The sequence below is a fragment of the Rhodococcus (subgen. Prescottella) equi genome, from assembly GCF_003013675.1.
GTDB classification, from domain to species: Bacteria; Actinomycetota; Actinomycetes; order Mycobacteriales; family Mycobacteriaceae; genus Prescottella; species Prescottella equi.
The window spans coordinates 1586067-1607290 of the sequence record NZ_CP027793.1; the positions used below are offsets into that span (position 1 = coordinate 1586067).

The window sequence follows — 21224 nt, forward strand, 5'->3', positions numbered from 1 at the left end:
CCGGCGCGGGCCCGGTACCGCGGTGGGCCGGGGCATCAGCCCAGCGCGAGGTGGGCACACCACGTGGGCGGCGTCCGGTTCGACGCTACTCGCAGGCGATCCCGTCGTTGTCGCGGTCGAGCTTGCTGCTGTAACCGGGCTGCCCGGCGTAGATCGGGGCGGCGCCGGCCGCCCGGGCCGCAGCGCAGTTGGCGTAGTGCACGGTCTCGGCGCGGGGTGCCACGGGCGCCGCCGCGGGCGCCGGTTCCGGTGCCTGCTGTCGGACGGCGGCGGTGACCGGCGGCGCGGGCGGCGTCGGAGTGGTCGACGGCAGTGCACGCGCCGAGGTGGCTCCGAGGGGAGCCGCGCCGCAGTCGCTGAGAACCCGGGCGATCGCGTCCTTCTCGGCCTGAGTCACCCACAGTCCGTACGCGGCTTTCACCTCGACCTGCCGGGACACGTACGTGCAGCGGTAAGCCTTGTTCGGTGGCAACCATGTCGCAGCGTCTCCGTCGCCCTTCTGCCCATTGGTGGGACCGTCGACGGCCTGGAGATTGCGCGGGTCGTTCGCCAGGTTGCGGCGGGCCGTCTCGTCCAGCTGCTGGGCACCCTTCTGCCAGGCGTCGGACAACGCGACGACGTGATCGACCTGCACGGCGTTCGACGTGCCCTCTCCCCGAACGAACTCGATGGTCCTGCCCGTGTACACGTCGTCGAGGGTTCCCGTCAGGACCGTGCAGTTGTTCGATCCGGGTTTGACGGTGATGTCGACCAGATCGCGACGCAGGATGTCGTTGCGAGTGTCGCAGCCGTTGTGGCCACCGGCGACGGTCACGTCGTCGGACCACGCCTGACCGAAAAGCGCTCGGTCGTAACCGGTCTTGGGTGCCCGGCCTTTCACCGGCAACGTCTCGAGTGCGGCGAGGGCTGTTGTCGCGGCATCGGAGGTCATTGCAGCCACGGGGGTGGCGGCGCGTGTCGTCGACTTTGCTGCAGGAGTCGTCGTCGACGATGAAGGGCTCGGCACCGTCAGCGTGTTCCCGGCGGAGTCGCTACTCCCGCAGGCGGCCAGTGATGCGGCGACGGTGGCGGCGACGGCAGCGCCGAGAAGCGTCGAACGCACGCGGTGGAACGGCAGCGGCCGACACGATTTCAGGTGGAGGGGAGCGGGCACGATTGTTCCTTCGGCGGAGCGGGGGTCGGCGTCACGCATCGACGTGGGTGGGGGGGTGTCGCGTGATGTCCGATATGGGCACGAATGGCAATGTCTACCAAAACGGTCAGCCCGCGGGTGGTGCTGTGGCGGAGCGAGTCTCAGCTGGTCTCCGCCGCCGGGCGCGACTTCCACCACGACCAGGCAGCGGTGACGATGATCGCGCCCGCGAGCGAGCCGATGATGCCGCTGGGACGCAGTGCGAGGCCGTCACCGGCGATGAGGCTGATGACCAGACCGCCGACGAACGAGCCGCCGACTCCCGCGGCGCAGGCCAGACCCCAGTCGATGCCCGACTTGGACTTGCCGACGATCAGCTGGGCGACGGCGCCGACGAGCAGTCCGAACAGGATGATCCCGATGATCAGCATGGCCGGAGTATGGCAGTTCGGCGACCTGCCTGTCCCGAATATGCCGTATCCCGAGTGGATCGACGTCGGGTGATCGAAAACCTTGAACTCCCTGCACAGCGACGGAAAGCGTGGGGGCGTCCCGGTCGCATCCGTTGACGGTCGCACCGGCCTCTCCGAGGATTCTCGGCATGACCCACGGCAGCGTCGACCTCCTGGCCCGCCGGCACGCCTTCTCGGCCTGCTGCGCGTGTGTGCCCTGTCCGCGTTCCTGTTGATCTCACCGGTCGCGTATCCACGCCAGGCCGATTCTCCGCACCCGCCGGTCGTCCCGAGTCGGCCCGGGTTTCTCGCGCACTCCTCACGTACTCATCGGAGGTCTTCATGCGTCGTTCGACGCGAGCACGTTTCGTTCTGACCGCCGTGACGGCGGTCGTGGCCCTCACGATCGGGGCCTGCAGCAGTTCCGGCGCATCCGAGGCGTCGGACACCGCGGGTGACCCGCAGTCCGACGTCACCCTGCGTATCGGTGACCAGGTCAAGAGCACGCAGTCGCTGCTCGAGGCCGCCGGCGCGCTCGACGGGCTCGACTACAAGATCGAGTGGTCCACGTTCGAGGCCGGTCCGCCGCTGTTGGAGGCGCTGGGCGCCAACAAGATCGATGCGGGTGGCACGGGTGACGTGCCTCCGGTGTTCGCACAGGCGAACGGCAATTCCGGACGCATCGTGGCGGTGCAGGCACGGACCGGGGCCAACGACTTCCTGCTCGTACCCGCGAACTCGACGGCGTCGTCCATCGCGGACCTGAAGGGCAAGAAGATCGCGGTCACGCAGGGCTCGAGCTCGCACGGTCTCGTACTCGGACTTCTCGATCAGGCCAAGTTGCCGGTCTCGGACTTCCAGTTCCAGTTCCTCGGTCCCGCCGACGCCTTGAGCGCTTTCACGGCCGGCCAGGTCGACGCGTGGGCGGTGTGGAATCCCTACGCCACGATCGGCAAGAACACCGCGGGCGCCAAGATCATCGCGGACGGCCGTGAGGTGACCACCGGACAGTCGTACTTCTCGGCTGCCTCGGAGGCCCTGGCCGATCCGAAGAAGTCGGCGGCGCTGGCCGACTTCTTCGAACGACTGGCCCGCGCGCAGGTGTGGGCGGACGCGCATCCCGAGGCATGGGTGCCGATCTTCGCGAAGCTGACCAAGCTGCCGGAGGATGTCGCCGCGGCATCGTTCGACACGTCCAAGGGTTCGTACGTTCCCATCGACGACCAGCGGATCGCGAAGCAGCAGAAGCTGATCGACTTGTTCACCGCTGCGGGACTCGTGAAGCAGGCACCGGTCGCCGGTGACTGGTTCGACGCCCGGTTCAATGCGCAGATCCAGGCGGGCGCGAAATGACCGCCGTACTGGCGAAGGGTCTGCCGGAGGCCGCAGCGACGGACTCCACCGCCCCGGGTCGCCCGCAACAGCCGCGGCGTTCGTGGACGCCTGTGCTCCGCCTGATCTCCCCGCTGGTGCTGTTGGTGCTGTGGCAGGTGCTCAGCAGCGCCGGGATCGTCTCGGACAAGACACTCGCATCGCCCGCGCAGGTGGTCGCCGCCGCCGCGGAACTGTGGTCCGACGGCAGCCTGCAGGATGCACTGGCCGTCTCACTGCAGCGGGTCCTGCTCGGCGCCGTGCTCGGAATCCTGGTCGCCGTGCTCCTCGGTGTGCTGGCCGGGTTCTCCCGGATCGTGGAACTCGCGATCGACCCCCCGATCCAGATGCTGCGAACAGTGCCCTTCCTGGGGCTGATCCCCCTGTTCATCATCTGGTTCGGCATCGGTGAGCAGCCCAAGGTGTTCCTGGTGGCACTCGGCGTGCTGTTCCCGCTCTACCTCAATCTGTTCGCCGGCATCCGGAGCATCGACGGCAAACTGATCGAGGCGGCGGAGACCCTCGGGCTGAACAAGTTCCAGCTGGCACTCCACGTGGTCCTGCCCGGTGCGCTGCCGCAGGCACTGACCGGACTGCGGATGTCGCTCGGCGTCGCGTGGCTCGCGCTCATCGTCGCCGAACAGATCAACGCCGACGCGGGCCTCGGCTACCTGATCAACAACGCCCGCATCTATTTCCGCATCGACATCGTCATCTTCGGTCTGCTCGTCTACGCGTTCCTCGGTCTCGCGACCGACGCGATCGTGCGGGCCCTGGAGGGAAGGCTGCTGACATGGCGCAAGACGTACCAGGGCGCGTGAGCGACGACGTCGTCACCGCCCGCGGCGTGCGGCGGGTGTTCGGATCGGACGTGGTGCTCGACGGCATCGACCTGACGCTGCGCCGCGGCGAGATCGTCGCGCTCGTGGGACGGAGTGGGTCGGGCAAGTCGACACTGCTGCGCACGGTCGCGGGACTGGACCGCGGCCACGAGGGGCGCATCGCCGTGGACTGCTCGGTCGCCGTCGCGTTCCAGGAGCCGCGTCTGTTGCCGTGGAAGCGGGTGCACCGCAACGTCTCCCTCGGACTGCCCGACGGCGACGGCAAGCGGCGGGCGATCGAGGCACTCGGCGAGGTGAACCTCGGGCACCGCGTCGACGCCTGGCCGCTCACCCTCTCCGGGGGCGAGGCGCAGCGGGTCTCGCTGGCCCGCGCGCTGGTCCGTGAGCCGGACCTGCTGCTGCTCGACGAGCCGTTCGGCGCGCTCGACGCGCTCACCCGGATCACGGCCTACGAGTTGCTCATCCGCCTGTGGCGGCGACACGGATTCGCCGTCCTGCTCGTCACCCACGACGTGGAGGAGGCGGTGTTGCTCGCCGACCGGGTGCTCGTTCTCGACGGCGGACGGATCGCCCACGACGTGTCCGTGACGGCGCCGCGTCCACGACAACGCGCGCACCCGGAGGTCGTCGCCCTCCGCAGACAAGTACTCGCCCATCTCGGTGTTCTCGAAGGGATTTCGGCATGACCCTGCACTTCCACTGGTATCTGCCCACGAACGGGGACGGGCGGGAGGTGATCGGCGCACTCGAACCCCGGGAGGCGTCGGGACGGGCATCCGAGTTCCGTCCGGCGTCGCTCGACTATCTGACGCTCGTGGCGAAGACCGCCGAACAGCTCGGATTCGAGGCGGTGCTCACGCCCACCGGATCGTGGTGCCCCGACGCCTGGATCACCACGGCCGCACTCATCCGGGAGACACGGAACCTGAAGTTCCTGGTCGCATTTCGGCCCGGTCTGATCACCCCGACGCTGGCGGCACAGCAGGCGGCCGCGTTCCAGCAGCTGTCGGGAGGTCGTCTGCTGCTCAACATCGTCACCGGCGGTGATGCCGAGGAGCAGCGCCGCTTCGGTGACTTCCACTCCAAGGAGGAGCGGTACGAGCGGACGGGTGAGTTCCTCGACATCGTGCGCGGGGCGTGGGGCAGTGCGCCGTACGACTTCTCCGGCAAGTACTACACGGTCGAGGGCGCGGCGGCGTTCCCGACGCCGTCCCCGGCGCCGGGGGTCTTCTTCGGCGGCGCCAGTGAACCGGCGCTCGACGTCGCGGCGAAGCATGTCGACACGTACCTCACCTGGACGGAGCCGCCGGCGAAGGTGGGGGCACTCATCGACGACGTGCGCCGCCGCGCCGCCGCTCACGGGCGGACGCTGAGCTTCGGCATCCGCGCCCACGTGATCGCGCGGGACACGACCGAGGAGGCGTGGGCCGAGGCCGACAAGCTCGTCGGCCGGATCAGTCCCGCCCAGATCGAGCTGGCCAGGGCCCGGCTGGCACAGAGTGAGTCCGAGGGACAGCGGCGCCAGCTCGGACTCAGCGCGGACCTGCGGAACCTCGAGGTGTATCCGGGGCTGTGGGCGGGCTTCGGCCTGGTTCGTGGTGGTGCCGGCACCGCGCTGGTCGGCAGCCACGAAGAGGTGGCGTCGTTGATCCAGGAGTACGCGGCGGTGGGCGTCGAGCACTTCGTGCTCTCGGGCCAGCCGCACATCGAGGAGGCGTACTGGTTCGCGGAGGGGGTGCGGCCGATCCTGTCCAGGCGGGGGCTGCTGCACGTCGCGTGACGTCCGGAAAACCGTTTGTCCGTCCGCGGCACCGGTCGTATCGTGGCGGCAGTTAGCCGCCCGAACGATCGAAGGAGTCGGCCCGTGGATCCGATCACCGAACGCGACCTGAGGGCGTCGTTCGTCAACTGTTCCAAAGGGGACGCCAAGCGCCTGCCCGCTCCACGCGACCTGGACGATCGGCCCTGGGATGACCTGGACTTCCTCGGCTGGACGGACCCGGCCTTCCCTGGGCGCGGCTACCTGGTCGTGCCCCGGGCGGACGGCCCGGTCGGTGTCGCCATGCGGTTCGAACCCAACGGTTCCGGCAAATCCCAGATGTGCGCGATCTGCCTCACCACCCACACCCGCGGTGGTATCGCGCTCATGACAGCGAACAAGGTCGGCGAGTCGGGACGCGCGGGCAACTCGGTGGGCATCTACATGTGCATCGACCTGGCCTGCCCGCTGTACGCGCGCGGCCGGAAGAAGCCCGCGCTGGGCAGCCGGTACCGCGAGGACCTCAGCCCGGAGGAGAAGACCGAGCGTGTGCGGGCCAACATCGACGCGTTCGTCGATCGCCTCTACACCTGACGGCGCGGGATCAGCCGGGTAGCGCCAGACCGAAGTCGACGCTGCCGTCGGGATTGACGTCGTAGACCTCGATCCCCTCGGCGACGTTCGCGCCGTCCGTTCCCGTCGACACCGCGATCTTGTTGCACGCGTTACGCAGCAGATCGATCACGAGCTCGACGGCCTCGGCGGGGGAGAAGTGCGTGCGGACGTCGGCCACCACCTGCGGATCGATGCGAGCGGGCTGCCAGATCAAGGCGTCGGCGAACTCGAGCGCAGCCTTGTGCCGAGGCGACAACCCGCTGCGCCGGAAGTCGTCGATCTCGTCGTACAGTTCCTCGCGGCCGCCGGCCATCATCGCGGTCCGATTGCGCAGCGACTTGCACAGACGACAATTGTGCTGCCGGGCCTGATAGAGGCGCACCACCTCGGTGGTCACCGGGTCCAGTTCACGTACCCGTGCGATCTCGACGAGGGTGCGCTGGATCAGCGGCCACGGTTCGCCGGCGGTGTCCCACTCGACGGGGACCGTCCACCCCGGTTCGGACGCCGAGAACAGCGCGTCGAGGCCGGCCCGCGCCCGCGGCACCCAGTCGGCGACGTACAGCAATTGGACGAATCTGCCGGTGTCCGCACCGATCGCGGTGGTCAACGAGGCACGCTGGGCATCGTCGATCATCGACACGTCCACCGAGAATTGCTCGGCGAACTCCAGCGAGGCACCGGTGAGGTCGTCGGCGATCCGTGCGGGCGCCGGCAGCGGCGGAAGTGACAGGGTCCGCGCGCACACCACTCGGGTGCCGGCGGCGAGATCGGTGGGAGCGGTCGCGATGAGGCGATCGAGCGTCGACGCCACCTCGGGAGCGAAGTGGCGCAGGGCAGAAGCCCCGCTGTGGTGTGCCCAGTCGTCGTGCTCGGTCATGTCTGTCACCGTCCTCGCATGTGTTGTCCGCCGCGGTCCATTGAACGCTGCCGGAGGGTAATTCGCTTGCCCTGTCCCGAAATCGCTCTACGGTTGGAATATCGAACAATTGATCGGACAGTGGCGTGGGCGATCCCCGCGTCGTTCGTCCCCGACCGGAGCAGGACAGTGAGCCCCACCGAGCACGACCACAACCTCGTGAACTTCGCCAGCCACATCGACGACGGAACCCTCGCGCAGGCGCGGGAGACCGCGTCCATGCCGTTCGTGTACCCGCACATTGCACTGATGCCGGACGCGCACTTCGGCAAAGGTTCGGCGGTGGGAACGGTGATTCCCACCCGCGGAGCAGTGATCCCGGCGGCGGTCGGTGTCGACATCGGATGCGGAATGATCGCCGCGCGAACGCAGTTCGGCCTGGTCGACATCGAGCGTGGCGGCGGTGCGGGACGAACGCTGCATACGCTGCGCCTGGGTGTCGAGCGCGCGATCCCGCTGTCTCCGGGCAATTACAACCTGACCGCGTCGCTCGGGAAGTGGTTCGCGGAGCCCAAGATCGCCGAACTCGAGGAGCGGGCGGCGCGCGACGGCGTCGATCTGTCGCACTCCCCGAAGTGGCGTGAGCAGTTGGGTTCGCTGGGCGGCGGCAACCACTTCATCGAACTGTGCCTCGACGAGGAGGATCGGGTCTGGTTGTTCCTGCACTCCGGTAGTCGTGGGGTGGGGAACAAGATCGCACAGAAGCACATCGCGATCGCCCAGAAGCTCTGCCGGACATGGCACATCGGGTTGCCCAACCGGGATCTCGCCTACCTGGCGGAGGGTGCGCCCGAGTTCTGGGCGTACATCCGGGAACTGCGTTGGGCGCAGCGGTTCGCGCTGCTGAACCGCGCGGAAATGATGGATCGGTTCGCCGAAGTGTTCGGCGAGTGGATCGGCGCGCCGGTGGTGGAGGAAGAGCGGATCAACTGTCACCACAACTACACCGAGCAGGAAGAGCACTACGGAGAGACGGTGTGGCTCACCCGCAAGGGGGCGGTGGACGCGCACGAGGGCGTGGACGCGGTCATTCCGGGGTCGATGGGCACCCGGTCCTACGTGGTCCGGGGAAAGGGCGATGCGCGCGGGCTGTGCTCCGCCCCGCACGGCGCCGGCCGTCGATTCTCCCGGACGCAGGCCCGCAAGCGGTTCACCGTGGCGGACCTGGCCGACCGGATGAAGGGGATCGAGTACCGGCACGGCGCCGAGTGGATCGACGAGATCCCGGACGCCTACAAGGACATCGACGTCGTCATGGACGACGCTCGAGATCTCGTGGAGGTCCGGCACACGCTGCGGCAGATCCTCAACGTGAAGGGCACCTGATCGGTCCGTGGAAGCAGCGACACCCCGGGATCTGTCCCGGGGTGTCGCCGCGAACGGGTGTCGCGCTCAGCTGAAATCGAGGGTGCTGCCGAAATTCAGGAGGTTGCCGATCGGTCCGATCAGAAACGGGAACAGCGAGACGAGGTTGAGGTTCATCGTGGGCCTTTCCAGGGCGAGACCGGTCGACAAGGTCGTTATGCGCCCGAAATATAGCCGAGGGTCGGCCCGGACCACGGCGTTTTGCCGAAAGTGATCTGGACGATCGTCCAGCAGTCGCGCGCGGTGGGTCAGGAGGGTTGCGCGAGCAACGCGTCGAGGGCGGCGAAGCTCGCGTTCATACCCGCCTCCATGCCGGACTGCATCATGCCGTCGCGGTCCTCGGGCGTCATGAACATCGAATCCATCACCAGCTTGGTGCGGCCGTCACCGAGATCGACGAACTCGATCGTCTCGACCGAGACGTGGGTCGGCATGCCGTCCCACTCGAACGACCAGATGATGCGCTCACCCGGCGTCACCTCCCGGAATCGCCCCTCGAATCCGGCCGCACCGCCCTCGTGGTGTTCGACGAAGCGCCAATGCCCACCGCGCCCCAGTTCCCACTTCTCGACGTCGAGCCGGTTGCCGCGCCCCCACCACCTGGCGATGAGATCCGGTTCGGTGTAGGCGGCCCACACGCGGTCGCGTGGCGCCCTGACTACGCGTTCGATGTGCACGCCTCGGTCACCCGTGGTGGCAACTGTGGCGGTTTCTGTCCGGTCGGTCATCGATCCTCCGTCGGTGTCTGCTCACAGGGGAAGTGTCGTGTCGGTGAGCTTTTCGGCCACCGCCCAGAGCGACGGCGCCAGATCCTCGCCCCGGGAGCTGCGAGGTGGGTCGTACCGCCGGGTGGGCCCGACGAGTGCCATCCGGCCACCCGGTCCGTAGTAGCCGCCCTGGACGGCGTCAGGGCTGGTCGCGGCGAACAGGATCGGCTCGACGCCCGCACGGACGTCCTGCGACGGCAGCATTGTGCGGTCGTTGCCGGAGAACATGCCGTGGCGGGGCCGCTCGCGCCCGAGGCTCGCACCGGCGGTCTGGAGATTGGTTCGGGTGTAACCGGGGTGAGCGTAGGTGCTCAGCAGGTGCCAGCCGAGTTCGTCGGCCACCCGTGCCAACTGTTGCGCCATGAGCATGTCGGCGAGCTTGGACTGCGCGTAGCTCAATGCCGGGCTGTACCGGTGCCGCGACTGCAGGTCCCGAAAGTTGATCCGGCCGTAGTGCGCCGTGCCGCTCGTCATCGTCGCGACCCGCGGCATGGCGGCGTCCAGCAGTAGGGGCAGCAGCAGGTTGGTGAGGGCGAACGGGCCGAGGAAATTGGAGCCGAACTGCAGCTCGAACCCGTCCACCGTCTCGAACCTGCGCGGCGGCGACATGACGCCGGCATTGTTGATCAGCAGATCGAGCGGTCGACCGTCGTCGAGGAGACCGGCGGCGAACTCCCGCACGGAGCCGAGGTCGGCCAGGTCGATCCGGCGGATCTCGAGTTGCGCGTCGGGGTTCTCGTGCATGATCTCGGCGCACGCCGACTCGCCCCTGGCGGGTGTCCGCACGGCCATCACGACGTGTGCGCCCGCCGCGGCCAGCCGCCGGGTGGCTTCCTTGCCGATGCCGCTGTTGGCGCCGGTGACGACGACGTACCGGCCCGTGATGTCGGGAACCTGATACATGGAACCCCCTCGGCGATCGGCGACACGCGGGTTCGTTCGCGTCCCAATCTACCGCCGGTGGAGCCGACTACCGGCCGGATGTCACCGCTTCGTCGTACGCTCGCGACCGCCGGCCGATGAGTTCTCGGCGCGGTCGCGGTCTATCCCACCGAACACGATGCGGAACACGACGACCGGAAGGATCTCGACCATGCAGACGATCACCCCGTGCCTGTGGTTCGACACCGAAGGCGAGGAGGCCGCGACCTTCTACGTCTCGCTGTTCCAGAACTCCAGGATTCTGAACATCTCCCGGTACGGGCCGGGCATGCACCGGCCGGAGGGGCTGGCGTTGACGGTGGAGTTCGAGCTGAACGGCCAGAAGTTCACCGCTCTCAACGGCGGGCCGGAGTTCCCGTTCACCGAGGCTGTGTCGTTCCAGGTGAGCTGCGCCGACCAGGCCGAGGTCGACGAGTACTGGAACCGGTTGACCGCCGACGGCGGCCAGGAGAGCCGGTGCGGCTGGTTGAAGGACCGGTGGGGCGTGTCGTGGCAGATCGTCCCGGAGACCCTGGCGTCGTATATCGGCGGACCGGACCCGGCAGCCGCGCAGCGCGCGACACAGGCGATGATGCAGATGCGCAAGCTCGACATCGACGTCATTCGTGAGGCGTACGAGAACCCCTGACGGTTTGGCCGCGCCCGGTCGGTGAGGTTCGCTGTGCGTCATGGGATTCACGCGCGACCAACTCGAGGCCTTCCGGGACGCGGAGGTGCCGGACCTGATCGGCCCAGGCTGCCGGCTGCTCTTCGTGGGCATCAACCCGGGCCTGTGGACCGCGGCCACCGGCGCGCACTTCGCCCGGCCCGGGAACCGTTTCTACCCGGCGTTGCTGCGGGCCGGCATCGTCGACCGCCCCATCGACCCCACCACCGGCATGTCCGACGAGGATCGCGGCCTGCTCGTAGCCCGCGGGATCGGGATAACGAACATCGCCCACCGTGCGACCGCCCGCGCCGACGAGCTCACCGCAGAGGAGCTGCAGACGGGCGGTGTCCGCCTGCGTGAGACGGTTGCCCGGGTGCGACCGCGGGTGGTGGCGGTAGCCGGGATCACCGCGTACCGCACAGCTTTCGGAATGCGGAAGGCGGTGGCAGGACGTCAGCCCGAGGGTTTCGAGGGCGCCGCGCTGTGGGTGGTGCCGAATCCGAGCGGTCTCAACGCGCACGACACCGTGGACTCCCTCGCCCGGGCGTACCGGGCCGCCGCGGTCGACGCGGGCGTCGTGTCGGACTGACTACGCGCCCGGTCGCCCGCTCGGCCCTCTCGTTCCGGCCGTGCGACGGCCGTGGACGCGGCACACTCGAAGGGTGGCGGACAACGGTGCGGCACTCCCGCTCTTCGCGTCGGATCCGGTCGCGGCAGCGATCCTGGCCGTCGCCTTCCTCGCCGTCGTGCTGTCCGAACTGTGGATCGGCCGGACGCACCCGGGCGCCGGGTCCCACCGGGACGGCTGGACCGGGGCGGCCGTGGGACTGGGCCTGTTGGTGGCGTACGTCGGCGGTGCGACGGTCGGCGTGCTGGTGTCGGCGACCGTGATCACCGACGGCGCCTGGTGGCTCTTCGGGGCGGGCATCGCGGTGGCCGCTGCGGGCCAGGTGCTGCGCCTGCGGGCCGTTCACGAACTCGGTGCCTCGTTCACGTTCCAGGTCCAGACCGTGGAGGGGCAGCACGTCGTGGACACCGGCCTCTACCGCCGGATCCGGCATCCTTCGTACACGGGTGCGCTGATCTGTGCGCTCGGGTTCACTGTCGCCTACACGAATTGGCTTGCGCCGCTGACCGTACTGGGTCTGGCGGCTGCGTACGTCGTGCGCATTCCGCACGAGGAGCGGGTGCTCGTCGAGGGGCTGGGCGACCCGTACCGGCAGTACATGCACCGCACACGACGATTGATCCCCTTCGTACTGTGATGCTCCGCGGGGCCGCATCTACTATCTACGTACATAGGTAGTAGGTTGGGTGTCGTGTGGATGCCGGGATGGAGAAACGGTCGGGCGATCGCTGCTGCGGGGCTGGTCGCGATGCTGCTGTCGGGATGCGCCACCGGGACGGACGCCGTCGCACAGGGCGGGACGTTCGACTTCGTCGCGCCCGGCGGTCAGATGGACATCTTCTACGACCCGCCCGAATCGAGAGGAACGATCGGGAACCTCGCGGGCCCGGAACTGATCACCGATCAGCAGGTCGGCGTCGCGGACTTCCCCGGGCAGGTTGTGGTGATCAACCTGTGGGGTCAGTGGTGCGCGCCGTGCCGCGCCGAGGCGGACGACCTCGAACGCGTCTACCAGGCGACCAGGGGGAGCGGTGTGCAGTTCCTCGGGATCAACGTACGAGATCCCCAGCGGGACAAGGCCCAGGACTTCGCGGTCGACTTCGGGCTCACCTACCCGTCGATCTACGACCCGCCGATGCGCTCACTGCTGGCGCTCGGCGGAAAGTACCCGACGAGTGTCATCCCGTCGACGATCGTCCTCGACCGGCAGCACCGCGTCGCCGCGGTGTTCCTGCGCGAGCTGCTCGACGTGGACCTCCAGCCCGTGGTCGAGCGGATCGCGGCCGAATGACGCGGGCGGGCGCGGTCACATCGTGAGCACCATGCGATACCGCGCGCGTCCTTCGTCCATTGCGGCGTACGCGTCCGCGGCCTCGGCGAGCGGGCGCTCCTCGATCTGAGCACGCACGCCGGTCAGGACCGCGAACTGCATCGTCTCCTCGACGTCGCGAGCGGTGCCCGACGGGTGTCCGGTCACGCTGACGCCGGGCGTGATCAGCTGCATCGGGCTGATCGGCAGTGGGTCGGGCGTGACACCCACGACGACCAGTTCGCCCAGCGGGGTCAGTCCGCCGATCGTGTCGGCCATGGCCTTCGAGTTCGCGGCGGTCGCCAGAATCGCCGACACGCCCCCGAGGGACTGCAAGGCCGCAGCGACGTCGCCGGCCGTGGAATCCACATAATGGTGGGCGCCGAACCGGCGTGCGTCGTCCCGCTTTTCGGAGCCGCGTGCGATGGCGACCGTCTCGAATCCCATCGCGCGGGCGAACTGGACTCCGAGGTGTCCGAGTCCGCCGACGCCCAGGACGGCGACGCGGTCACCGGGCCGCGCCCGAGTCTTGCGTAGCGCGTCGAACGTCGTGACCCCGGCGCAGCTCATCGGTGCGGCCTCCGCGAACGTGAGGCCCTCCGGGATCCGGGCGAGCGCGTTGGCAGGCGCCGTCACCGACTCGGCGTAGCCGCCGGGATACTGCCAGCTGGGTACCTGCATCCGCTCGCAGTGGATGAAGGTGCCCTTCCGGCACGGGACGCACTCGTTGCAGTGGCCGCCGAACCATCCGACCGCCACCCGGTCGCCGACCGCGAACTCGTCGACGCCGTCGCCGAGTTCGGCTACAGTCCCGGCGATCTCGTGTCCGGGGGTCAGCGGCCAGGACATTCCGGGGAATCCGCCGTTGACGAACCCGTGATCGGTACCGCAGACGCCGCATGCGGCGACCGCGATGCGGACGTGGTCGCGATCGGGGTGCGTCGTCTCGACGTCGGCGAGTGTCAGTGGTTCACCGGGGGACTGGACGTGTACTGCTCGATGTGTCGGCATCGGCACCTCGCTCCAGGTGTGGCGGTCGGCGGTCCGTGTTCCAGTCAAACCCGCACGGACCGACCGTGGCAAGGGCCCGCGGCGCACGCGGCAAAAACGACGAAAGGCCCGGTAGAGCGAATGCTCTACCGGGCCTTCGGTATTCGGGGTGGCCGTCAGCTCACAGGCCGGGGCGCTTGCCGATCGTCAGCGTGACTTCGCCGGTGTGGGCGAAGAAATCGTTGCCCTTGTCGTCGACGACGATGAACGCCGGGAAATCTTCGACGTCGATCTTCCAGACCGCCTCCATGCCGAGCTCTTCGTACTCGACGATCTCGACGTTCTTGATGCAGTCCAGCGCCAGACGCGCCGCCGGGCCGCCGATCGAGCCGAGGTAGAAGCCACCGTGCGTGTTGCACGCGTCGGTGACCTGCTTGGACCGGTTGCCCTTGGCGAGCATGATCATCGATCCGCCCGCAGCCTGGAACTGTTCGACGTACGAATCCATCCGGCCCGCGGTGGTGGGGCCGAAGGAGCCGGACGCCATCCCGTCCGGGGTCTTGGCCGGTCCGGCGTAGTACACCGGGTGATCCTTGAGGTACTGCGGCATCTCCTCGCCGGCGTCCAGGCGCTCCTTGATCTTCGCGTGCGCGATGTCGCGCGCGACGACCAGCGGGCCCGTCAGCGACAGGCGGGTCTTGACCGGGTGCTTGGACAGCTCGGCCAGGATCTCCGGCATCGGGCGGGTGAGGTCGATCTTGACCGCGGCGCCCTTGCCGGTACCCGAGACGCCGTCGGTGTCCGTGTCGAGCTGGGTGTCGGTGACCTCGGGAAGGAACTGGCCCGGGTTGAACTCGAGCTGCTCGAGGAAGACGCCCTCGGGCGTGATCTTCGCCTTGGCCTGGCGGTCGGCCGAGCACGAGACGGCGATCGCGACGGGCAGCGAGGCGCCGTGGCGGGGGAGACGGATGACGCGGACGTCGTGGCAGAAGTACTTGCCGCCGAACTGTGCGCCGATGCCGATCTTCTGGGTGAGCTCGAAGACCTTCTTCTCGAGCTCGTGGTCACGGAAGCCGCGCCCGGTGATCGCGCCCTCGGTGGGCAGCTCGTCCAGGTAGTGCGCGGACGCGTACTTGGCTGTCTTGAGCGCGAACTCGGCGGAGGTGCCGCCGACGACGATCGCCAGGTGGTACGGCGGGCAGGCCGCAGTGCCCAGCGAACGGATCTTGGCCTCGAGGAACTGCATCATCGAGTCCGGGTTCAGGATGGCCTTCGTCTCCTGGTACAGGTACGACTTGTTGGCTGATCCGCCGCCCTTGGCCATGAACAGGAACTTGTAGGAGTTCTCGTGGCCCTTCGCGGTATCCGCGTACAGCTCGATCTGCGCGGGCAGGTTGTTGCCCGTGTTCTTCTCCTCCCACATGGTGATGGGAGCGTTCTGCGAGTAGCGCAGGTTCAGCTTGGTGTAGGCGTCGTACACGCCACGGGCGATCGACTCCTCGTCGTCGCCCGGAGTGAGCACCTGCTGGCCGCGCTTGCCCATGACGATCGCGGTGCCGGTGTCCTGGCACATCGGCAGCACGCCCGCGGCGGAGATGTTGGCGTTCTTCAGGAGGTCCAACGCGACGAACTTGTCGTTGCCCGACGCCTCGGGATCGTCGAGGATGCTCGCGACCTGCTTCAGGTGGTCCGTGCGCAGGTAGTGCGAGATGTCGTGCAGTGCGGTCTCGGTGAGCAGCCGCAGGGCCTCTGGTTCGACCTTCAGGAACGTGCGGCCGTCCGGTCCTTCGACGGTCGACACGCCCTCGGTGGTGAGCAGCCGGTACTCGGTGGGGTCTTCACCGATCGGCAGCAGGTCCTCGTAGAGGAATTCCGGCATCGTTTCTCCTGAACACGGGCTGTTGAGTTCGGTTCCAGGCTAACGGCGGGCATTCGCCGCTCCGAATCGGGGCGGCGTGTGAACACGTCGAATCGGGGGTAGTCCCAGTGCAGTGTGCGAAAGCTCACCGGCCGCGCAGCAGTGGAGGGCGTACGCTGAATTGGATAACGGGCAGATAACGATATGTCGTCTGTCGGTATCGGGTAGATCGGACGGACGGGGGCCCCTCACCGTATGAACATCGCTACAGCCAACGCCGACACCGTGTCGACCACGGGCATTCACCGCATCCGCGCCGCGCACGCCTGGCTGGATGTCGTCGTCGTCGTGGCCGTCCTGGTCTCGACCAATCTGGTCGCGCACTTCACCACGGTCTGGGCGAGTATCGCGACGGTTCCGATCGCCGCGGTCGTCCTGGTCGGACTCACCCGTCGTCGCGGACTCGGCTGGGCGGAACTGGGACTGTCGCCGCGACACTGGCGCAAGGGCACGGTCTATGCGCTCGCGTGTGTGGGGTTGGTGCTCGCCGTCGTGGCTGTCGGCATCGCGCTGCCGTTCACCCGGCAGTTCTTCATGGCGGATCGCTACGCGACCGTCTCCGGCGCCCTCATCGCCTCGATGATCGTCATTCCGCTGCAGACCGTGATCCCCGAGGAACTCGCGTTCCGCGGCGTGCTGCAGGGCACCCTGTCGCGCGTCTCCGGGGCGCGTGGTGTCTTCGCTACCGGTTCGCTGCTCTTCGGGCTGTGGCACATCGCCTCGTCGCTGGGACTCACGACGGGCAATCGCGGTCTCACCGGGATCCTCGGTGGCGGGCTGGTGGGGCAGATCCTCGGCATCGCCGGCGCGGTCGCTGCCACCGCCGCGGCCGGATTCGTCTTCACATGGCTCCGTAGTCGCAGTGGCAGCCTGCTCGCCCCGATCGCGTTGCACTGGTCGCTCAACGGCATCGGCGCACTCGCTGCCGCTCTCGTCTGGCACGCCTCCCTGGCCTGACTCGGCCCTGGTTTCGACGGCTCGTTCCGCCTTGGCGGAGCGAGCCGTCCGCTTTCTGTGCCATCTTTCTGTGCCATCAAATTTGCCGACAGTCTGGACTGTTTGTAAGTTTCCCGATAATGTCCGACATGTGACCCAAGGCACAGCAACTACCTCTCGCACGCAGGCAGAACGCAGTGCCGCGACCCGCGGAAAGCTCCTCGACGCCACCATCGAACTGCTCGTGGAGGTGGGCTACGCCGGCACCAGCAGTCAGGCCGTGACGAAGCGCGCCGGAGTGTCGCGGGGCGCCCAGCTGCACCAGTTCCCCACCAAGGAATCGCTGGTCGTGGCCGCGGTCGGCCATCTGGTGGACAGGCGCCTGGCCGAGCTGCTGCGTTCACGCCCCGATCCCGACCGCGGGCTCGAGACGCTCTGCGAGGCGTTCACCGGCCCGCTCTTCTATGCGGCCCTCGAACTCTGGGTCGCCGCCCGCACCGATCCCGGCCTGCACGAAGCGATGATTCCGCTCGAGCGCAAGGTCGGAGACGCGCTGCGTCTCGGATTCGCCGAGATCGTCGGCGACCGCATGAGCGCGGACGCCGTCGATCTCAGTATCGAGATCGCCAGGGGGCTGGCGGTCTCCGCCCTGTTCCGCACTCCCGAAGCCGACCGGCAGTTGCGTGATCGTCTGCTGCCCGTCTGGAAAGCGATGGTGACGCAGTGAAAACCGGACGGACCACCCTGCCCGCTCACGTCCACACCCTGATCGTGGGTGCAGGCTTCGGCGGTATCGGCCTCGCCGCCACCCTTCTCCGCGAGGACCCCGCGGCGGACCTACTCGTGATCGAGCGTGCCGACGACGTCGGCGGCACCTGGCGCGACAACACCTACCCGGGCTGCGCCTGCGACGTACCCAGCGCCCTGTACTCCTACTCGTTCGCTCCGGAGCCGGACTGGCGATACGCCTACGGCAAGCAGCCCGAGATCCACGCCTACCTGCGGCGCGTGGCCGATCAGACCGGTGTGGCCGACCGGACGGTGACCGGATGTGAACTGGTGGAAGCGCAGTGGGATGCCCACGGCAGGCAGTGGCGGGTCCGCACCGGGCGGGGGGATCTCACCGCGACCGTTCTCGTCGCCGCCACGGGCGCGCTCTCCGCGCCGAAGCTTCCGGACGTGCCGGGCGTCGAATCCTTCACCGGTACAACCTTCCATTCGGCGACATGGGACCACGGCTACGACCTCGCCGGAAAGAGGGTCGCGGTGATCGGTACGGGGGCCTCGGCGATCCAGTTCGTTCCCGAGATCGTCGATCGGGTCGAGCACCTCACGTTGTTCCAGCGGACGGCGTCGTGGGTGCTGCCCAAGCACGACCGCGCCGTCTCGCGCATCGAACGCGCCCTGTTCCGCGCGTTCCCGTCCACCCAGAAGCTCGTGCGCGGCGCGGTGTACGCCCAGAAGGAGGGCTACGTCGTCGGTATGGCGCACCAACTCTGGCTACTGCGCTTGTTCCAGCGTCGCGCCGAGGCGTATCTGCGCGCGCAGGTGCCGGACGACGGCCTGCGAGCCGCGTTGACGCCGGCGTTCACCATCACGTGCAAGCGGATTCTGCTCTCCAACGACTGGCTGCGCACACTCACGCGCCGCGACGTGACCGTGGTGTCGTCGGGCCTGACCGCTGTCACCGAGACCGCAGTGATCGACGACGCGGGCAACGAGTATCCGGTCGACGCAATCATCTTCGCCACCGGCTTCACCCCCACCGAGCCGCCCGTCGCGCGGCACGTCCGGGGAGCGGACGGTCGCACGCTGGCCGAACATTGGTCGGGGAGCCCGTCGGCGCATCTCGGCACGACGGTGCACGGGTTCCCGAATCTGTTCCTCATGTACGGGCCCAACACCAACCTCGGACACAGCTCGATCGTGTACATGCTCGAGTCGCAGGCCACCTACATCGCCGACGCACTGCGGGTGATGCGGGACGAACGGGCCGCGACCGTCGAGGTCACCGGGGACGCGCAGCGGCGCTACAACGACGGGCTGGATCCGCAGCTGGCGCGCACCGTCTGGAACGCCGGTGGCTGCGACAGCTGGTACCTGGACGCCAGCGGACGCAACTCGGTGATGTGGCCCACGTACACGTGGCGGTTCCGCAGGCGCACGAGGCGGTTCGACCGGGAGAACTACCGACTGACCACCGCCGGCGAGGACCGCCGGGCGACCGAGGACACGGGGGCGCGCGCATGACGCACTACGACGTGGTGGTGATCGGTTCGGGCTTCGGCGGGAGCGTCGCCGCCCTGCGCCTCACCGAGAAGGGGTATCGCGTCGGTGTCCTGGAGGCCGGACGGCGCTTCGCGGACGACGAACTGCCGCAGACGTCGTGGCGGCTGCGGCGGTACCTGTGGGCGCCGTGGCTCGGCTGCTACGGCGTGCAACGGATGCATCTGCTTCCGGACGTCCTCGTGATGGCCGGTGCCGGTGTGGGTGGTGGGTCCCTCAACTACGCCAACACGCTCTACCGGCCTCCGGCCGCATTCTTCCGCGAATCCCCGTGGGGTCACATCACCGATTGGGAGCGTGAACTCGCGCCCTATTACGAGCAGGCCGAACGAATGCTCGGCGTCCGGGAGAACCCGACCTTCACCGCCGCCGACGAGGTGATGCGTTCGGTCGCAGAGGAACTGGGCGTCGGGCAGACGTTCACATCCACGCCGGTAGGGGTGTTCTTCGGCGAACCCGGCGCACGTGTCCCGGACCCCTTCTTCGGCGGTGCCGGCCCGGACCGGACCGGTTGCACAGAGTGCGGAAGCTGCATGACCGGGTGCCGCGTCGGAGCCAAGAACACCCTCGTGAAGAACTACCTGTACCTCGCCGAACGCGCCGGAGCGACCATCCACCCCATGACCACGGTGGAGGAGGTGCGCCCGCATGCCGGCGGTGGTTACACGGTCGCCGGCCGCGTCACGGGCGGGATTCGGAGACCGCGCGCCACGTTCACCGCCGACCAGGTCGTCGTCGCCGCAGGCACCTACGGGACCGCCCGACTGCTGTTGTCCATGCGCGATCGTGGCCTACTTCCGAAGCTGTCGCCCCGACTGGGCGCCGTGGTGCGGACGAATTCGGAAGCGGTGCTCGCTGCGGCCGCGAGAACGCGGTCGGTGGACTTCACGCACGGGGTGGCCATCACGTCCTCGTTCCATCCCGACGATCACACCCATATCGAGCCCGTTCGATACGGCAAGGGCAGCAACGTGATCGGGTTGCTGCAGGCGCTTCTCACCGACGGTGGCGGACGCGTGCCCCGACCGCTGAGGGCAGTGGGAGTGGCGCTGCGGAACCCGGGCGCCTTCCTGCGGACGCTGTCGGTGCGGCACTGGTCCGAGCGCACGGTGATCGCACTGGTCATGCAGACCGACGACAACTCGCTCGAGCTCGCCGGCAAGAAGGGCCTGTTCGGCCGGCGCAGACTCACCAGCCGTCCGGGTCCGGGGGCGCCACCACCCGAGTGGATCCCGGTGGGGCACGAGGTCATCCGCCGCGTGGCCGAGCGGATCGGGGGCGACGCGGGCGGGTCACTGCTCGATCTGGTGAACATCCCGATGACGGCGCACTTCCTCGGCGGTTGCACGATCGGGGACAGTGCCGCGACCGGCGTGGTCGACCCGTACCTACGGGCGTACGGGCACGAGGGGCTCCACGTCGTGGACGGTTCGGTCGTCAGCGCGAACCTCGGCGTCAACCCGTCGCTGACGATCGCCGCGCAGGCCGAACGTGCGATGGCTCTGTGGCCCAACAAGGGCGAGAACGACTCTCGTCCCGACCTCGACGCGCCGTACGAGGCGGTCGCGCCGGTTGTCCCGGCGCACCCCACCGTGCCGCCGGAGGCGCCGGGCGCGCTGCGTCTGCCCGTGTCCCCGGTGAGCCACTCGTCCGCAGCCGGAGATCGCCACGAGAGAGGGGAACGTCCGTGTGGAGCGTGACTGAGAGCGAACACCTCCGGCAGGACTGGCCGATCAGTCCGCCGCCGCCGTGGCCGGCGAAGGTCCGGGCCACCCTGTGGTGGCATCGCGCGACGCCCGAAGCGGCATCGTTCGGGCCGGGGGGCCGCGCACTGCCCGTCACGCTCGCGATGATGGTCGACTACCTCGAGTCGCCGGTCGGTCCGTACCGCGAGATCCTTGCCAGTCCCGTTCTCCGGGCGCCGTCCCTTCGCGCCGGTGTCCTTCCGTCGATGGCGGTCCCGTTCATCGCAGTCGACTCCGAACCGTCGGTCCACGGCGGACGAGAGCACTGGCATCTGCCGAAGGTGCTCGCCACTTTCGACGGGGATGTCACGGGCACGTTCACCGCGAGCGCCGACGGTTGGGAAGTGCGGACCACAGCGCGATCATTCGGGCCCTCGTTACCGATCGTGGGTGCGCTCGGGTTCGCGCAGCCGTTGCCGGACGGCGGTGTCGCACGGGCTCGCGCACGGCTGCGCGGAAGGTTCCGTGGTGCGCGGGTCGCGGTGAACGCCACCGGCCCCACGCTCGGACAGTGGATGCGGCCGGGGCCGCACCCTGGGATCGTCATCGAATCCGGCGTGATGAGCACCGGACCGGCACGCGTGACGCGCGGGTGACGG

The 21224-nt window shown here is 68.5% G+C and carries 22 protein-coding genes; 15 read left to right on the plus strand and 7 right to left on the minus strand.

Annotated elements, in window-relative coordinates; all coding sequences use genetic code 11:
- Positions 1 to 85: 85 nt before the first annotated feature.
- Together C7H75_RS07600 and C7H75_RS07605 are read right to left on the minus strand one after the other, a co-directional pair.
- Positions 86 to 1153: a GmrSD restriction endonuclease domain-containing protein gene (locus C7H75_RS07600; RefSeq protein ID WP_233281873.1), complete on the minus strand. Its 1068-nt coding sequence runs from the start codon at positions 1151 to 1153 to the stop codon at positions 86 to 88.
- A gap of 140 nt (positions 1154 to 1293) precedes the next feature.
- A complete protein-coding gene (locus C7H75_RS07605) occupies positions 1294 to 1563 on the minus strand; it encodes a GlsB/YeaQ/YmgE family stress response membrane protein (protein ID WP_013415316.1) in 270 nt (89 codons plus the stop codon).
- Positions 1564 to 1926: 363 nt separating this feature from the next.
- Here C7H75_RS07605 and C7H75_RS07610 point away from each other — a divergent pair, with 363 nt between their 5' ends.
- From C7H75_RS07610 to C7H75_RS07630, 5 genes are all read left to right on the plus strand, one after another.
- Positions 1927 to 2937, plus strand: coding sequence for an ABC transporter substrate-binding protein (locus tag C7H75_RS07610; RefSeq protein ID WP_022594757.1), 1011 nt, complete (start codon positions 1927 to 1929; stop codon positions 2935 to 2937).
- Positions 2934 to 3776, plus strand: coding sequence for an ABC transporter permease (locus tag C7H75_RS07615; protein WP_005514595.1), 843 nt, complete (start codon positions 2934 to 2936; stop codon positions 3774 to 3776). Before C7H75_RS07610 ends, C7H75_RS07615 begins: the two co-directional genes overlap by 4 nt.
- Positions 3749 to 4483, plus strand: a complete 735-nt coding sequence (locus C7H75_RS07620) for an ABC transporter ATP-binding protein (protein ID WP_013415319.1) — start codon at positions 3749 to 3751, stop codon at positions 4481 to 4483. Before C7H75_RS07615 ends, C7H75_RS07620 begins: the two co-directional genes overlap by 28 nt.
- Positions 4480 to 5577 (plus strand): LLM class flavin-dependent oxidoreductase, encoded by a 1098-nt coding sequence (locus C7H75_RS07625; RefSeq protein ID WP_005514593.1) that lies wholly within the window; start codon positions 4480 to 4482, stop codon positions 5575 to 5577. Before C7H75_RS07620 ends, C7H75_RS07625 begins: the two co-directional genes overlap by 4 nt.
- A gap of 84 nt (positions 5578 to 5661) precedes the next feature.
- Positions 5662 to 6150, plus strand: a complete 489-nt coding sequence (locus tag C7H75_RS07630; protein ID WP_005514592.1) for an FBP domain-containing protein — start codon at positions 5662 to 5664, stop codon at positions 6148 to 6150.
- A 10-nt stretch (positions 6151 to 6160) separates the two neighbouring features.
- Here the strand turns inward: C7H75_RS07630 and C7H75_RS07635 are convergent, their stop codons facing one another.
- Positions 6161 to 7051 carry a carboxymuconolactone decarboxylase family protein gene (locus C7H75_RS07635; RefSeq protein WP_005514591.1) on the minus strand — a complete coding sequence of 297 codons (891 nt, stop codon included), beginning with the start codon at positions 7049 to 7051 and terminating at the stop codon, positions 6161 to 6163.
- Between the two features lie 168 nt (positions 7052 to 7219).
- On the opposite strand from C7H75_RS07635, the gene C7H75_RS07640 reads away from it, so the two are divergent.
- On the plus strand, positions 7220 to 8416 hold the full coding sequence (locus C7H75_RS07640) for an RtcB family protein (RefSeq protein ID WP_022594761.1): 1197 nt from the start codon (positions 7220 to 7222) through the stop codon (positions 8414 to 8416).
- Positions 8417 to 8703: 287 nt separating this feature from the next.
- Here C7H75_RS07640 and C7H75_RS07645 read toward each other — a convergent pair whose 3' ends face one another.
- Positions 8704 to 9183, minus strand: a complete 480-nt coding sequence (locus tag C7H75_RS07645) for an SRPBCC family protein (protein WP_064058958.1) — start codon at positions 9181 to 9183, stop codon at positions 8704 to 8706.
- Positions 9184 to 9204: 21 nt separating this feature from the next.
- Entirely contained in the window at positions 9205 to 10125 is a 921-nt protein-coding gene (locus C7H75_RS07650) for an SDR family oxidoreductase (RefSeq protein ID WP_005514586.1), read from the minus strand.
- A gap of 190 nt (positions 10126 to 10315) precedes the next feature.
- Between C7H75_RS07650 and C7H75_RS07655 the strand changes: the two genes are divergently transcribed.
- From C7H75_RS07655 to C7H75_RS07670, 4 genes are all read left to right on the plus strand, one after another.
- Positions 10316 to 10792 (plus strand): VOC family protein, encoded by a 477-nt coding sequence (locus C7H75_RS07655; RefSeq protein WP_013415324.1) that lies wholly within the window; start codon positions 10316 to 10318, stop codon positions 10790 to 10792.
- A 40-nt stretch (positions 10793 to 10832) separates the two neighbouring features.
- Positions 10833 to 11402 carry a mismatch-specific DNA-glycosylase gene (locus C7H75_RS07660; protein WP_005514583.1) on the plus strand — a complete coding sequence of 190 codons (570 nt, stop codon included), beginning with the start codon at positions 10833 to 10835 and terminating at the stop codon, positions 11400 to 11402.
- A 73-nt stretch (positions 11403 to 11475) separates the two neighbouring features.
- Positions 11476 to 12078 carry a methyltransferase family protein gene (locus tag C7H75_RS07665; protein WP_005514581.1) on the plus strand — a complete coding sequence of 201 codons (603 nt, stop codon included), beginning with the start codon at positions 11476 to 11478 and terminating at the stop codon, positions 12076 to 12078.
- 60 nt (positions 12079 to 12138) lie between these two features.
- Entirely contained in the window at positions 12139 to 12732 is a 594-nt protein-coding gene (locus tag C7H75_RS07670; RefSeq protein ID WP_044990685.1) for a TlpA disulfide reductase family protein, read from the plus strand.
- 15 nt (positions 12733 to 12747) lie between these two features.
- Here C7H75_RS07670 and C7H75_RS07675 read toward each other — a convergent pair whose 3' ends face one another.
- Together C7H75_RS07675 and C7H75_RS07680 are read right to left on the minus strand one after the other, a co-directional pair.
- Positions 12748 to 13761, minus strand: a complete 1014-nt coding sequence (locus C7H75_RS07675) for an alcohol dehydrogenase catalytic domain-containing protein (RefSeq protein ID WP_005514579.1) — start codon at positions 13759 to 13761, stop codon at positions 12748 to 12750.
- A gap of 160 nt (positions 13762 to 13921) precedes the next feature.
- Positions 13922 to 15619, minus strand: a complete 1698-nt coding sequence (locus tag C7H75_RS07680; RefSeq protein ID WP_005514578.1) for a fumarate hydratase — start codon at positions 15617 to 15619, stop codon at positions 13922 to 13924.
- Positions 15620 to 15853: 234 nt separating this feature from the next.
- Between C7H75_RS07680 and C7H75_RS07685 the strand changes: the two genes are divergently transcribed.
- The 5 genes from C7H75_RS07685 to C7H75_RS07705 all read left to right on the plus strand — a co-directional run bounded on the left by C7H75_RS07685 (position 15854) and on the right by C7H75_RS07705 (position 21221).
- Positions 15854 to 16615, plus strand: coding sequence for a CPBP family intramembrane glutamic endopeptidase (locus tag C7H75_RS07685; RefSeq protein WP_081121303.1), 762 nt, complete (start codon positions 15854 to 15856; stop codon positions 16613 to 16615).
- A gap of 130 nt (positions 16616 to 16745) precedes the next feature.
- On the plus strand, positions 16746 to 17321 hold the full coding sequence (locus C7H75_RS07690; RefSeq protein ID WP_041674028.1) for a TetR/AcrR family transcriptional regulator: 576 nt from the start codon (positions 16746 to 16748) through the stop codon (positions 17319 to 17321).
- Positions 17318 to 18844: a flavin-containing monooxygenase gene (locus C7H75_RS07695; protein ID WP_084847855.1), complete on the plus strand. Its 1527-nt coding sequence runs from the start codon at positions 17318 to 17320 to the stop codon at positions 18842 to 18844. Before C7H75_RS07690 ends, C7H75_RS07695 begins: the two co-directional genes overlap by 4 nt.
- Positions 18841 to 20580 carry an FAD-dependent oxidoreductase gene (locus C7H75_RS07700; protein ID WP_084847854.1) on the plus strand — a complete coding sequence of 580 codons (1740 nt, stop codon included), beginning with the start codon at positions 18841 to 18843 and terminating at the stop codon, positions 20578 to 20580. The genes C7H75_RS07695 and C7H75_RS07700 overlap by 4 nt, the downstream gene beginning before the upstream one ends.
- Positions 20568 to 21221, plus strand: coding sequence for a hypothetical protein (locus C7H75_RS07705; RefSeq protein ID WP_106851179.1), 654 nt, complete (start codon positions 20568 to 20570; stop codon positions 21219 to 21221). The genes C7H75_RS07700 and C7H75_RS07705 overlap by 13 nt, the downstream gene beginning before the upstream one ends.
- The last annotated feature ends 3 nt before the right edge of the window (positions 21222 to 21224 follow it).